Below are 12160 nucleotides of genomic sequence, written 5' to 3' on the forward strand. Positions count from 1 at the left end.
GGGGGGCTAGCGGCCGAGCGCCTCGGCGCGGTTCACGATGCGCGGCGTGAGGAAGATGACGAGCTCGTTCCGCGTGTCGCTCGCGCGGCGGCGCTGGAAGAGGAGGCCGAGGACCGGGATGTCCCCGAAGAACGGCACCTGATCGAGGTTCCGGCCGGTGTTGCGGGTGAAGATCCCGCCGATCACCGCCGTGTGCCCGTCCATGATCAGGAGGTCGGTCTCCGCCTCGCGCTTCAGGATGGTCGGGTCGCCGCGGGCCGACGTCTGGTTGAAGTCGGGCTCGTCGCGGTTGATCTTCACGTGCATCGCGACGCTGCCGTCCGACGTGACGTGCGGCTTGACGAGCAGCTGGAGCTTGGCCTCCTGGAAGGTCGTCTGCACGCCCTGGGCGCTGATCTGCGAGAACGGGATCAGCGTCCCCTGGCTGATCCGCGCCTCCCGGTTGTCGAGCGTGAGGATGCGCGGGCTCGAGACGACCCGCAGCATGCCGCTCGCCTCGGCCGCGGAGAGCCGGACGCCGAGGTTGACGGTGTTGTTGATCGAGCCGAGCGTGAAGCCGAGCGCGCCGCCCTGCCCGGCGCCGACGATGGCCGGCAGGTTCACCGCGAAGTTCGGGTTAGAGACCTGGCTCGCGAACGGCGAGAGGCCGCCGGTCGGGCTGTTCGAGTCGGTCGCGCCGCCGGCGATGCCGATCGCCGAGGGGAAGACGAGCCCCGTCGGGTTGCCGGTCGCCGCGCTGAACGTCCCGTCGCCGCCCCACTGGATGCCGATGTCGCGCACGTAGCGGCTCGTCGCCTCCACCACGCGCGCCTCGATCAGCACCTGCGGCGTCTGCGTGTCGAGCGAGCGGACCAGCTCCTCGATCTGGTTCAGGTTCCCCGCGACGTCGCGCGCGATGAGCACGTTGGTCCGCTCGTCGACCGCCAGCGAGCCGCGCGGCGAGAGCATGTCCTTCGAGCGATCCTGGAGGTCCTTCGCGTCCGCGTAGTTGATCGGGATGAGCCGCGTCTCGAGCGGCGCGAGCTGGAGCTCGCTCTTGCGCCGCGCGATCGCGAGCTCCCGCTCCTTGTTGAGATCGGCGATCGGGGCGACGCGGATCATGTTGCCCTGCCGGACCACGCCGAGGCCCTTGGCCTGGAGCACCGTCTCGAGCGCCTGGTCCCACGGGACGTTGCGCATCCGGATGGTGACCGTCCCGGTCACGTTGTCGGCGGTCACGATGTTGACCCGCCCCACGTCGGAGATCAGCCGGAGGACGTTGTGGATGTCCGCGTCCTTCAGGTCGAGGTCGATGCGCCGCCCCGTGAACCGCCGCTGCTGCCCGGCGATGGCGGGCATGAAGGCGCCGGCCTGGTCGGGCTCGACGAGCGACTCCTGGCTCTCCGTCGGATGATGGGGGCCACGCGCGGCGTAGCCGGGCTCTGCCCCCACACCCCCGTCCGCGCCCTCGAACGAGGTCTCCACCTTCGGCGCCCCGTCGTCGAGGAGCGCCTCGCGCGCCACCGTGCGGGTCCGCCTCGCCGCGCCGCCGTCGGCGGCGATCCCCGAGAGCGCCGTGGGCAGCGCGCCCTTCGCGACGCTCAGCACGAGCGCGTTGCCCTCGCGCGCGACCACGCCCGAGGCGCCCTCGGCCTGCTCGACCTCGACGACGACCCTGGAGCCGTCGCTGTTGCGCCGGTACGTCGAGATGGCCCGCACCGGGCCGCCGAAGGCGCCGACGTCGAGCTTGCGCTGGAGGGCGTCGGGGAGCCGGACGCCGCTGAGCTCGATGACGCGGCGCCCCCCCTTGCCGGTCGACTCGCGGTAGCCCGGGATCGACGAGAGCTCGATGACGACCCGATCGAGCGTCGCCCGGTGCTCGAAGCGCACGTCGGTGATCGCCGCCGGCTCGCGCTCCGGCGCCGCCGCCGCGGGCGCGGCCGCGGCCCGCGCCGCCATGGGCGCCGTCGCGTCGGCGGCGGCGAGCTCGATCACGAGCGCGCCCTGCTCGGCGCGGATCCGGTAGGCGGCCGGGCGCGCGAGCTGCACGAGCACCCGCGTCGTCCGCTGGGTCGCCTTGCCGAACCCCTGCGTCATCACCCCGGCCACGATCGCGTTGCCGCTCGTGATCGCGCCGGAAGCCCCGCCTGCCTCGGCGCCCTCGAGGTCGATGAGGAGCCGCTTGCCGCCGTCCGCGACCCGCGCCGAGAAGCGCGGCTCGCCGCTCGTCGCGACCACGATCTCGGCCTTGCCCTCGTCCGGTGCCGTGAGCCTGACGTCGCTGACCTTGATCGGGGCGGCGGCGTCTGCGTCTCCCGCAGGAGCGCCGAGGATCAACATCACCCCGAGTGCCGCAGCACGGCGAAGCGCGCCCCGCCTCGGGCGATAGTCTCGATTGCTCTTCATTGCACTCCCGCTTCGCGGTGACGCGAGATCTGCGTCACGCTGTCGAGAGGCTACTTCGGGTGCCCGGCGCGGGCCCAATTCGTGGCGGTCACGGGGCCCCCTCGTTCTCCTCGCCGAGCGGCCTCAGCGCGATCACGCGCGTGGTCGGCGGGATCTCCGGGTGCGACGGGTCCTCGCGGATGAAGACGACGTCCGAGTCGCGGATCCGATCGATGCGCCAGTTGACGGCCACGTCGACGCCCGTGGGGCCGCCCGCGTGCACGATCTCGGCCTTGCCGACGAAATCGCCCACCTTCACCACCCACCCGAGCCCCGTGGGATCGGTGAGCAGCGCGCGGGCGGGCGCGCGCGAGACGACGCCGACCAGCCTGAGCTCGTCGAGCGCGAAGCGATCCACGAGGACCTGGCGCTGGATCGTCACCCGACCCCGGGCCTGCGTCGCGAACAGCGACTCGAAGCTCCGGAACGGGTCGCGGCTCCGGTCGCTCTCGGAGAAGTCGGCCTCCTGGAACTCCCGGAGCGGCAGCGGCGGCATCTCTGGCGCGCCGGCGTCCGCGGACGCGGCGCCGGCCGCGGGCGCGCGCGGCGGCGACGCGGAGGCCTGCGCCCCGGGCGGGCGTGGCTGGGTGGAGGAGGTCAGCGGCGCTTCCTCCTCGCACCCCGCGAGCGCGAGGGCCGCGGCGGTGGTCGCCCCGAGGGCGAGCAGCATCATCCGGCCGGCCTTCACCGGACACCTCCGCCGCTGCGGCGCTTCACGCCGCTCGTCGCGGTCTCCCCGGCGCGCACGGCGCGGAACGCGGTCGCGAGGCACTGCACCTTGACCTCCACGTCGCTCCCCACGACCTTCGGCTCCTTGATCTCGACCTCCTCGAGGTTGATGATGCGATCGAGCTGCCCCACGCCGTGGAAGAACTTCGCCACCTGGTGGAACTTGCCGGAGAGCGTGAGCTGCATCGGCACCTTGGAGAAGAACTCCTGCGGGATCTCCTCGGTGGGGCTCCATGACGTCAGGTTGACGCCGGAGACGGTCGCCACGCCCTGGATGGCGGAGAGGAAGGCCGGCGTCTCGGACTCGTCCGGGAGGATCTTCTTCTGCTCGCGGCTCATCTGCTCGCGGCGGGTCTTCTCGTCGAGGTCCTTCTGGTAGGCGGCCTTGGACGCCTGCGCCTTGGTGAGCTCCGCCTGGAGCGCGCCCTGCTTCTGCACGGCGCCCTCGATCTGCGAGTCGACGTCGGCGTAGAAGCCGACGAAGTACAGGATGCCGACGAGCGCCGCGAAGAGCGCGCCGACGCCGAGCTTGGCGAGCGGCGGCAGCCGGTCGAGCGCCGAGCCGGCCTGCACGGGCATGGGCTTCGTGGCCATCAGTACCTCACCTTCAGCTGCAGCGCGAACGAGACGAGCTCGAGCCGCGACGCCTTCTCGTTCTCCTTCTTCCCCGGGAGCAGCTGCACGTCGTAGAAGTACGAGGACAGCTTCAGCCGCTGGGCGAGCTCGTAGACGTCGGTGCCGTCGCGCGCGAGCCCCTCGACGCGCACGGTCCGCTCGGACTCGACGTAGCTCGTGAGCCACAGCCGGCGGCTGTCCCAGGACGGGTTGTAGACGGCGAGCGGGTTCTCCTTGCGGAGCTGCGCGAGCTTGTCCGGGTCGGCGGTCGGCCCCTTGCCGTTCGTGAGCAGCTGCGCGAGCTCGAGGAGCACCGCGGTCGGCCCGCTGCGCGCGGCCTGGAGCTTCGCGATCGCGTCCTCGCGCGCGCGCAGCACCTCGAGCGCCTTCTTGATCTCCTCGTGGTTCGCCACGAGCGTGCGGATGTCCTGGATCTGGCTCTGCAGCAGCGAGTTCTTCCGGTTCTGCTCGTCGAGCTCCTCGACCTTCGTCTGGTGGAAGAGGAAGAGCGCGACGATCTCGAGGATCACGACGCCGAGGGTGACGAGCAGCCACCGCTGGCTCGCCTGGGGCGCGGCCCCGCGCGTGCCGCGCCGCTGCGGGAGAAGGTTGACGCGAATCACGAGCGCTTCTCCCGGTCCTTGCGCATCGCCAGCCCGAGCGAGACGCAGAACTGCGCCGCCCGGAGCCGGAGCAGCTCCTGGTTGACTTCCTTCGCTTCCACGGTGATGCGCTCCATCGGCTGGATCAGCTCGACGGCCACCCGGGCGCGCCGCCCGATCGCGGCGGGCAGCGCCGGCAGGTTGGACGAGCCGCCGGTCAGGTAGATGCGGTGCATGTCGCCCTCACCGCTCGTCGCCAGGAAGAAGTCGAGCGAGCGCTGGATCTCCCCCGCGATCGAGTCGCACACCTGCTCGATGGTCTCGATGACCTGCGCGGGCACGCCGCCCGGCCCCGAGGTCACGCTGGCGCACTTGAACTCCTCGGCCTGCTCGAAGCTGATGCCGAGCTTCCGCTGGATCTGCTCGGTGATGTAGTTGCCGCCGTTGCCGATGTCGCGGGTGAACGCGCTCGCGCCGCGCGACACGATGTTGATCGACGCGAGGCTCGCGCCGACGTTGATGATGGCGAACGTCTGGTCCGGCGGGATGCCGCGGTTCACCTCGAACAGGTTCTGGACGGTGAACGCGTCGATGTCGACCACCATGGGCTTGAGCTTCGCCGTCCTGGCGATCTGGGTGTAGTCGTTGATCTCGTCGCGCTTCGCGGCGACGAGCAGGAGGTCCATCTGCCCGGCCTCGGGGCGCCGGCGCAGCACCTCGTAGTCGACGTGGACGTCCTTGATGTCGAAGGGGATGTGCTGCTCGGCCTCCCACTGGATCTGCTCGTCCAGCTCGGCGGCGGTCATGAGCGGCACCGTGATCTTGCGGATGATGACCGCCTGGCCGCTGATGCTGAGCGCGATCTCGCGCTGGCGGATCTTGGCCTCGGAGAAGGCCCGGCCGAGCGCCTCGACGATGGCCTGCGCGTTCATGACGTGGCCGTCGACGATGGCCTGCGGCGCGAGCGGCGCGTAACCGAGCCGCACGAGGCCATAGCCCCTGCGGCCTTCCTTGATCTGAGCGATCTTGATCGCGCTCGACCCGATATCGACCCCGATCAAGTTCTTGCCTTCCGACATCCCGTCCGTCCTGCTCCGCGCCCGCCGTGGTGAAGCAAGGGAAGCCCGGGCTGCGTTGCCCGGCTCCCGGGCGCCCGATCCCCTGCGATCGCCTCTGGTCGCTTCTGGCGAAGCTTCGCACCACCGGCGATCGCTGGGCAAAAAACCGCTTTACGCTCGCCTCCCGCCCGCCTATCGAAGTTCGATATGCGGTGCTGCGCCGCCGGTCGGGCCGGCGAGCGCGCGCCAGCCCAGGGTAGCACCGTCCGGGGCTCGGTCGTCGGGCACGGATGACATCAGGTCAGAGTCCCCTCATGCATCCGGAGTTCTCCCGTTTCTGCGGCATCGGCCCCCGCGCCGGGGCCGCGATGGAACCCACCTCTTGGTCATCGCGGCTGCGATGTGCCCTCGCCGCCCTCGCGGCGGCCTTTCTCGTGAGCGCCGCGCCGGGCACGGCGATCGCCGAGGACGGGCACCACACGGTCTACGCCGGCCAGACGCTCGGCAAGATCGCGAAGCGGTACCGCATCACGGTCGACGCGCTCCGCGAGGCGAACGGGCTCAAGCGTGGCCAGCGGATCCATCCGGGCCTCGTCCTCGTGATCCCGGAGCGGGGTCAGCCCGGCGCGCGCGCGCGGTCCACGCGCGGCGCGCCCGGCCGGGCCGCCGCGCTGCGCGACGAGCGCGAGCGGAGCCGCGGCACCGGCGCGAAGGAGCGCGGCGCCGCGGCCCGTCCCCCGGGGAAGGGGTCGACGAAGAGGGACGCGGCGATGCCGCCGAACAAGCGCTATGCGCAGCGCCCCAAGCGCCCCGGATGGGTCCGCCTGGTGCGAGGCGCCGAGCGGCTGGACGTCCGGCTGCTCACGCCGAAGGGGCGGCTCGTGCCCAAGGCCCTCCCCAAGCTCAGCCGGCTGATGCGCGCGTCCCCCACCGCCTCGATTCCCATCGATCCGCGGCTCGCGACGCTGATTGGCATGGTGAGCGACCACTTCGGCGGCAGGCCCCTCCGCGTCGTCAGCGGTTATCGCCCCTACTCACCCACCCAGTACACCCCGCACTCCAACCACAACCACGGTCGCGCCGTCGATTTCATGGTCGAGGGCGTGCCCAACACCGTGGTCCGCGATTTCTGCCGAGGTTTCCGCAACGCAGGTGTCGGATATTATCCCAACTCTACGTTCGTTCACCTGGACGTCAGATCAGATAAAGTGTACTGGGTGGATTACTCAGGGCCTGGAGAGCCGCCGCGCTACGCGGGAGCGAAGGGTTCTGTCGGGGCCGATGAAGCGGCGCGCGATGTCCCCGTGTCCGCAGAAGAAGAAGTGTATGGGTCAGGCGAGCCCCGTGCCACTCAGCCGCAAACCATGAATACTACAGGGACAAACTCGGACACGGCGCGAAGCGGCAGCGATACGGAGAAGGTCCTGGGGTCAGGTTCACCCACCCCTGCTCGTGAAACTTCGCCCGCGAAAAGGTGAGCTGTCCCGGCCGCTGGCTATAATCCACACACTGAACATCCGCACCAGACACAATTGCGCGGCTCTGCCTTGCACGCTGCGAGAGTTGTGGCACCAATCCACCTCACGTGCAGCAATCGACCCGACTGCAGCGGGAGGGGCTCGCTCCTTCCATGTCGCTCTCCGCGTGCTGTGACGGGGGCGGGTTCGTCCAGCCGGTCGCCTTTGGCGCGGCGTGTCCGGTCGTCCCGTGTGAGCACGCGCTGATCGCGGCGCCTTCTGCGCTCGGCCTCGATGGAGCGCCGAGCGTCGCGGTGCAGGAGCCGGCGGCGTCGCTCTCCCGCGAGCTTTGGGAGGCCGCGGAGGCCGCGTCAAGATCCGCGCACGAAATTTGGGAATCCGTGGAGGTCACGTCGGCCTGCACCTACGAGGGTCCGTGGCAGCTGCTGGATCCAAACGGCGAGCCGGACATCGAGCCGGACGGCGGCCCGTGTAGCCTGCCGCGCTGTCCCGGGGCGGCCTGCGCGGGCGGGCCGCGCGACCACGAGCCGACGTGCGCGCCGCTCCGCCCGGAGGTGCTGCGGGGGTACTTCCCGCTCGTCCGCAAGCTGGTGCGGCAGGTGTCGCGCCACCTGCCGCCCAACGTGCAGCGCGACGACCTGCTCAGCGCAGGGATGCTGGGGCTCGTCGACTCGCTCCGCAAGAACGGCGGGAGCGACGGCGAGACGTTCGCCGGCTACGCGAAGCTCCGGATCCGCGGCGCGATCGTCGATGAGCTCCGCGCGCAGGACTGGCTCTCGCGGCGAGCGCGCGAGGCGGTCGAGGCGGAAGCCGCCAGCAGGGTCGGCGGCGCGACGGTCTTCGTGAGCCTGAGCGAGGTGACCCCGACCGAGGAGTCGGCGCACATGTCCGGCGAAGACGACCCGATCGAGGCGATCTCGGCGCAGGCGACCCGGCGGGCGCTGTCCTTCGCGATCGCGCAGCTCCCGGAGCGGGAGCGGCGCGTCATCGGCATGTACTACTTCGAAGGGGCGAAGCTGAAGGACATCGGCGCAGAGCTCGGGATCGGCGAGCCGCGCGTCTCGCAGCTGCACACGCGCGCGCTCGGCATGCTGCGAGGCATGCTGTCCCACGCCTGACCGCCGCCCGCGCTCAGGGGGCGAGCCGGCGCGCCCGGCCGGGCATCGCGACGCCGACCGCGAAGAGCGCGGTTTCCTCGTAGGTCTGCTGGAGGGCGGGCTCCCCGGAGGCCCGGTGCACGAACGCGTTGCGGTGCGCGCCGCGATCGAGCGCGACCACGCGGGCGCAGCCGAGGTCGAGCAGCGCCTCGGTCGTCGCCTCGTCGCTGTCGAAGGTGGTCGTGGCCACGAGCAGCGTGCCGTCGTCGAGCACGCAGGCAGCGCTGCGCCGGCGCATGGTCCCGATCTCGCGCGCCTCCGGCCGCAGCCTGCCGTCGTCGGCGGTGAGCGGCAGCTCGGTCGCGTCCGCGCCCGGCGCGAGCGGGGCGCCGCCCGCCGGGCGGATCTCGACGCGGCCCTGGCGGACCAGCAGCAAGCCTCCCTCGCCGCGGAAGCGAAGGCCGACGGTGCCGCCCACGGCGAGCCCGCGCGGGCCCCGCCGCCGGCCGGTGCCGACGCCGATCGCCGCGAGGACCTGCCGCCGCTCGTCGGCCGGCACCTCGGCGTCGAGCTTCGGCGCGCTCCGCGGCGAGATCTCGCGCGAGCCGGCGCGGAGGCGGAACAGGAACCGGTCCGGAGCGAAGGCGTGGACGCGGACCTGCGCGCCGAGGTGCACGGTGTCGGCGGCGTACACGGCCGGGCTCCACGCCGGGGGCGGCTGCGCGCCGCCGTCCTCGGCCCAGCCCACGCGCTCGCCCGGCAGCGACAGGTCCGGCGCCGGGGGGACGAGCGTCCAGCGCGACTCGAAGAAGAGAAAGGGACGCGGCGACGCGGCCGCGGCGTGCTCCGGCGGCGCGATCGACATCGCGGGCGAGAGGCGCTCGGCGGTCAGGACGCCGTCCTGCCGGGGGCTCAGGAAGGCGACGCCGAGGGGGTCCGGCGCCCTGCCCAGCGAGACGCCGGCCAGGCACCCGGCGCGCTCGAGCGCCGCCCGGAGCGCGGCCGCGTCGAGGGCGCTGCCCCACGCGTGGACCACGAAGCCGCGGTCGGTCATGCACAGCGCCGCGCGCTCGACCAGGAGGTCGTCGCCGCCGCCGGGCGAGAGCGTCGCGCCGGCCGGGGCGCGCTCCGCGGGAGGGCCGGCGAGGATGGCGAGCGGGGCCGCGGCGCTCCCTGCCTCGAAGAGCGAGGGGCCCTGCCAGAGCGCCCAGGGGAAGCGCGCGGATCCCTCCGCGCGGGGCGCGCCGGGGCTCGCCGCCGGGCGCTGCCAGAGCGCCCAGGGGACGCGCTCGACGTCCCCGCCGGACGGCCACGCGCCGAAGTACGGCCGGCCCGAGAGGTCGACCCCGAGCGTCGCCGCGCCGTCGCGCGGGGGCACGAGCGCGCGGCCGCCGACGACCATGCCGAGCGCCTCCGTCCCGGCGGGGGGCGCGCCCGGCTCGCGCGTGGAGGCGCCGAGGCCGATGGCGCCGCGGAGCGTCGACGCGTCGGGGAGCTGCCCCGTGCCGCGCGGGCCGACGGTCGGCCTGGGGGCCTCGTATCCCGCCTGCAAGGTGAACCGGATGTGCCGCGTGTCGATCGCGAGCAGGTGGACGCGCAGCTCCGGCCGCCGCGGATCGGGCCGGAGGGTCGTCGCGGCGAACGGGCTGGAGGGGCGCCGCGGATCCTCCTCGACGCCGGGGAGCGCGCGCGGGAGCGAGGGAGCCACCAGCTCCCAGGCGCCCTCCCCCGGGAGCGGGGGATCGACCGCCGGCGCGACCGGCGGCGGCGGCCAGAGCGAAGGCCACCCCTCCGGCGCGGGCTCGGCAGACGCGGGGCCGCGGGTCACGTACGCGGCGGCCGGCGCGGCGCGCAGCCTCGCCGCCGCGCGATCCACGGCGAGCGCGAGCCGCTCGACCGCGGCCGCCGCCCTCGGACCGAGCAGGCGCTCGGCGGACGGCCCGGCGAGCTCGCCGAGCGAGGGCACGCGGCGCGGGAGGTGGTGCGCGCGGGCGACGAACGGATCACGCCCGCCCGTGTCGACCTCGCCGGTGCCGGCGTTGAGCGCCGCCGGGACCGCCTCCGGCCCGAGCGCCATCACCAGGCCCTCGTCCACGAGGTCGAGCTGCGCAGACGCGGGCGGGTTGTCGAACGAGATCTCGGTGCGCGACGCGCCGTCCACGCTCCCGGTCTCGAGCCAGCCGTCGATCGCCGCGCGGAGCCGCTCGCCGACGGGCCGCGCTCCCGCGCGCCCATCGCCGCCCAGATCGAGCTGCGTGATCCCCTGCACGACGCCGAACGCGGTGGTGGTCACCGCGACGCGGCTGCCGCGGGCGACGAGGCCGCGATCGTCGCCGAGGGGCGTCCCGGTCAGGTTGCGCACGCCGTCCAGGCTCACCGGCCGGCCGGAGCGGGTGAGCCGCACGCGCGCCCGGTACAGCTCGGCGGCGCCGCGCCCGTCAGGCGCGCGCTCCGCGTCGGGCGCGCGCTCCGCGTCGCCCGGTTGCGGGAGGCGCGGGACACCAAGAAACAGCACCCGGCGGCCCAGAAGCGCGTCGGAGAAGAACCCGCCGCGCTCCTCCCAGACGAAGTCGTCCGGGTCGACGGCGCCGCCGATCGCCTCCCCGAGCATCCCGGCGATGGCGTCCGCGGTCCGCGCCGGCGGGGGCGGGGTCGAGAGCCGCGCGACGGCCCCGAGAAGAGCGACGCCGAGCACGATCGGGAGCCGGCCGCGCAGGTGATCGATCCACGGCGAGAGCGGTCGGTCCGTCATCCCTGCGCGCGCGCGCTCCCTCCGGAGGCCGCGCCGGCCTGGGCCGCGGCGCGCGGGCGGATCCCGAGGAGCTGGCGCGCGCGGTCCGGCTCGACCACCTCGCGGCCGACGCTCCGCGCGAAGGCGGCGGCGCGCGCGACGAGCGGCGCGCTCCCCTCGGCGAGCACGCCCTTGTCCAGGTAGATGTTGTCCTCCAGCCCGACCCGCGCGTGCCCGCCGAGCTGCATGGCGAGCTCGGTCATCGGGCGCTGGTGGCGGCCGACGGCGGCGACGCCCCAGGCGGCGCCTTGCGGGATCTGGGTGATCATGAACCGGAGCACGTCCTCGCGCGCCGCGATGCCGCCGGGCACCCCCAGGACGAACTGGAAGTGGAGCGGCTCCGCGAGGAGCCCCTCGGCGACAAGGCTGAGCGCCTCATGGATATGGCCGACCTCATAGCACTCGAGCTCGGCGACGCTCCCCCCGGCGCGGATCCGGGCCGCCATGTCCCGGATGAGGGGCCGGGTGTTGTCGAAGATCCCGTCGCCGAAGTTGAGCGTCCCGCAGTTCAGGGTGGCCATCTCGGGGCTGCAGAGCAGCGGCTGGGCGCGCTCGTCGACGCTCATCCCGACGGCCCCCCCGGTCGACGTCTGGACGATGACGTCCGTCTTCTCGTTGATCGCGGCGATCGCCTCGGCGAACAGCGCGCGCGACTGGCTCGGCGACCCGTCCGGGTTCCTGACGTGCAGGTGGACCACCGAGGCGCCCGCGTCGCGGCAGCGGGCGGCCTCGTCGGCGAGCTCGCGCGGCGTGATGGGGAGGTGCGGCGTCTGCGCCCGGGTCGTCTCCGCGCCGACGATCGCGGCCGTCAGGATGAGGGCGCTCTGCGGCGGCGTGACCAGGATCCGGGGGGGCGGCGTGATGATGGGCCGCGGCTCCGGGAGCTGCGCGTGGTCCGGGGGCGGCGCCGACAGCGCCGGCAGGACGAGGCGCGGCCGACGCTGGAGCTCCTTCGGGACGACACAGGTGCCGAGCGCCCGGCAGACGATGACCGGCTCGGCCAGCGCGTCGGCCGCCGAGGGCGCCACCCCGGCTTCGCGGACGCTGGCGACGACCTTGCGCGCCTCGAACGCCATCGCGCGCGACGTGGCGCCGACCTTGGTGACCACCCCGGTCGCCTCGATGAAGTCGCCTGCTCGGACCGGGGCGAGGAACTCGACCGCCTCGTACGCGCGGAAGAGCCCCTCGTCGCCGTCGAGGCGGATCAGGAGCTCGGTGGCGACGTCCCCGAAGAGCGCGAGAATACGCGCTCCATCGCACAGCTCGCCCGCGTAATGTGCGTCGTGCGCGCCCATCCTGACGCGCAGCGTGACCGTGAGACCAACCCCTGTGCTCATGCGCGTGAAGACTCAACAGTCGACAGTCG

Annotated in this window: 9 protein-coding genes; 2 read left to right on the plus strand and 7 right to left on the minus strand. The window is 73.2% G+C overall.

What is annotated here, in order from left to right; translation table 11 throughout:
* Nucleotides 1–6 precede the first annotated feature (6 nt).
* From WMF27_RS30805 to pilM, 5 genes are all read right to left on the minus strand, one after another.
* Nucleotides 7–2319: a type IV pilus secretin PilQ gene (locus WMF27_RS30805; RefSeq protein ID WP_437769984.1), complete on the minus strand. Its 2313-nt coding sequence runs from the start codon at nucleotides 2317–2319 to the stop codon at nucleotides 7–9.
* 154 nt (nucleotides 2320–2473) lie between these two features.
* On the minus strand, nucleotides 2474–3112 hold the full coding sequence (locus tag WMF27_RS30810) for a pilus assembly protein PilP (protein ID WP_437765297.1): 639 nt from the start codon (nucleotides 3110–3112) through the stop codon (nucleotides 2474–2476).
* On the minus strand, nucleotides 3109–3747 hold the full coding sequence (locus WMF27_RS30815) for a type 4a pilus biogenesis protein PilO (protein WP_437765296.1): 639 nt from the start codon (nucleotides 3745–3747) through the stop codon (nucleotides 3109–3111). Before WMF27_RS30815 ends, WMF27_RS30810 begins: the two co-directional genes overlap by 4 nt.
* On the minus strand, nucleotides 3747–4391 hold the full coding sequence (locus WMF27_RS30820; protein WP_012238808.1) for a PilN domain-containing protein: 645 nt from the start codon (nucleotides 4389–4391) through the stop codon (nucleotides 3747–3749). Before WMF27_RS30820 ends, WMF27_RS30815 begins: the two co-directional genes overlap by 1 nt.
* Nucleotides 4388–5449 carry a type IV pilus assembly protein PilM gene (gene pilM, locus WMF27_RS30825; protein WP_012238809.1) on the minus strand — a complete coding sequence of 354 codons (1062 nt, stop codon included), beginning with the start codon at nucleotides 5447–5449 and terminating at the stop codon, nucleotides 4388–4390. Before pilM ends, WMF27_RS30820 begins: the two co-directional genes overlap by 4 nt.
* A 293-nt stretch (nucleotides 5450–5742) precedes the next feature.
* Here pilM and WMF27_RS30830 point away from each other — a divergent pair, with 293 nt between their 5' ends.
* Both WMF27_RS30830 and WMF27_RS30835 read left to right on the plus strand, forming a co-directional pair.
* A complete protein-coding gene (locus WMF27_RS30830; RefSeq protein WP_437765295.1) occupies nucleotides 5743–6906 on the plus strand; it encodes a DUF882 domain-containing protein in 1164 nt (387 codons plus the stop codon).
* Nucleotides 6907–7058: 152 nt separating this feature from the next.
* Nucleotides 7059–8024 (plus strand): sigma-70 family RNA polymerase sigma factor, encoded by a 966-nt coding sequence (locus WMF27_RS30835; protein WP_437765294.1) that lies wholly within the window; start codon nucleotides 7059–7061, stop codon nucleotides 8022–8024.
* A gap of 13 nt (nucleotides 8025–8037) precedes the next feature.
* Here the strand turns inward: WMF27_RS30835 and WMF27_RS30840 are convergent, their stop codons facing one another.
* Both WMF27_RS30840 and WMF27_RS30845 read right to left on the minus strand, forming a co-directional pair.
* The gene (locus WMF27_RS30840; RefSeq protein ID WP_437765293.1) at nucleotides 8038–10755 is read right to left on the minus strand and encodes a hypothetical protein; all 2718 of its coding nucleotides are present in this window, start codon (nucleotides 10753–10755) and stop codon (nucleotides 8038–8040) included.
* Nucleotides 10752–12131 (minus strand): 3-keto-5-aminohexanoate cleavage protein, encoded by a 1380-nt coding sequence (locus WMF27_RS30845; RefSeq protein ID WP_437765292.1) that lies wholly within the window; start codon nucleotides 12129–12131, stop codon nucleotides 10752–10754. The genes WMF27_RS30840 and WMF27_RS30845 overlap by 4 nt, the downstream gene beginning before the upstream one ends.
* Nucleotides 12132–12160 lie beyond the last annotated feature (29 nt).

The sequence above is a fragment of the Sorangium sp. So ce281 genome, from assembly GCF_051527395.1.
Taxonomy (GTDB): Bacteria; Myxococcota_A; Polyangia; order Polyangiales; family Polyangiaceae; genus Sorangium; species Sorangium cellulosum_B.

Coding starts and splice junctions, on each gene's coding strand:
- WMF27_RS30805 (WP_437769984.1), bottom strand. CDS start 2,319: ATGTTGATCCTCGGCGCTCCTGCGGGAGACGCAGACGCCGCCGCCCCG.
- WMF27_RS30815 (WP_437765296.1), bottom strand. CDS start 3,747: ATGGCCACGAAGCCCATGCCCGTGCAGGCCGGCTCGGCGCTCGACCGG.
- pilM (WP_012238809.1), bottom strand. CDS start 5,449: ATGTCGGAAGGCAAGAACTTGATCGGGGTCGATATCGGGTCGAGCGCG.
- WMF27_RS30830 (WP_437765295.1), top strand. CDS start 5,743: ATGCATCCGGAGTTCTCCCGTTTCTGCGGCATCGGCCCCCGCGCCGGG.
- WMF27_RS30835 (WP_437765294.1), top strand. CDS start 7,059: ATGTCGCTCTCCGCGTGCTGTGACGGGGGCGGGTTCGTCCAGCCGGTC.
- WMF27_RS30840 (WP_437765293.1), bottom strand. CDS start 10,755: ATGACGGACCGACCGCTCTCGCCGTGGATCGATCACCTGCGCGGCCGG.
- WMF27_RS30845 (WP_437765292.1), bottom strand. CDS start 12,131: ATGAGCACAGGGGTTGGTCTCACGGTCACGCTGCGCGTCAGGATGGGC.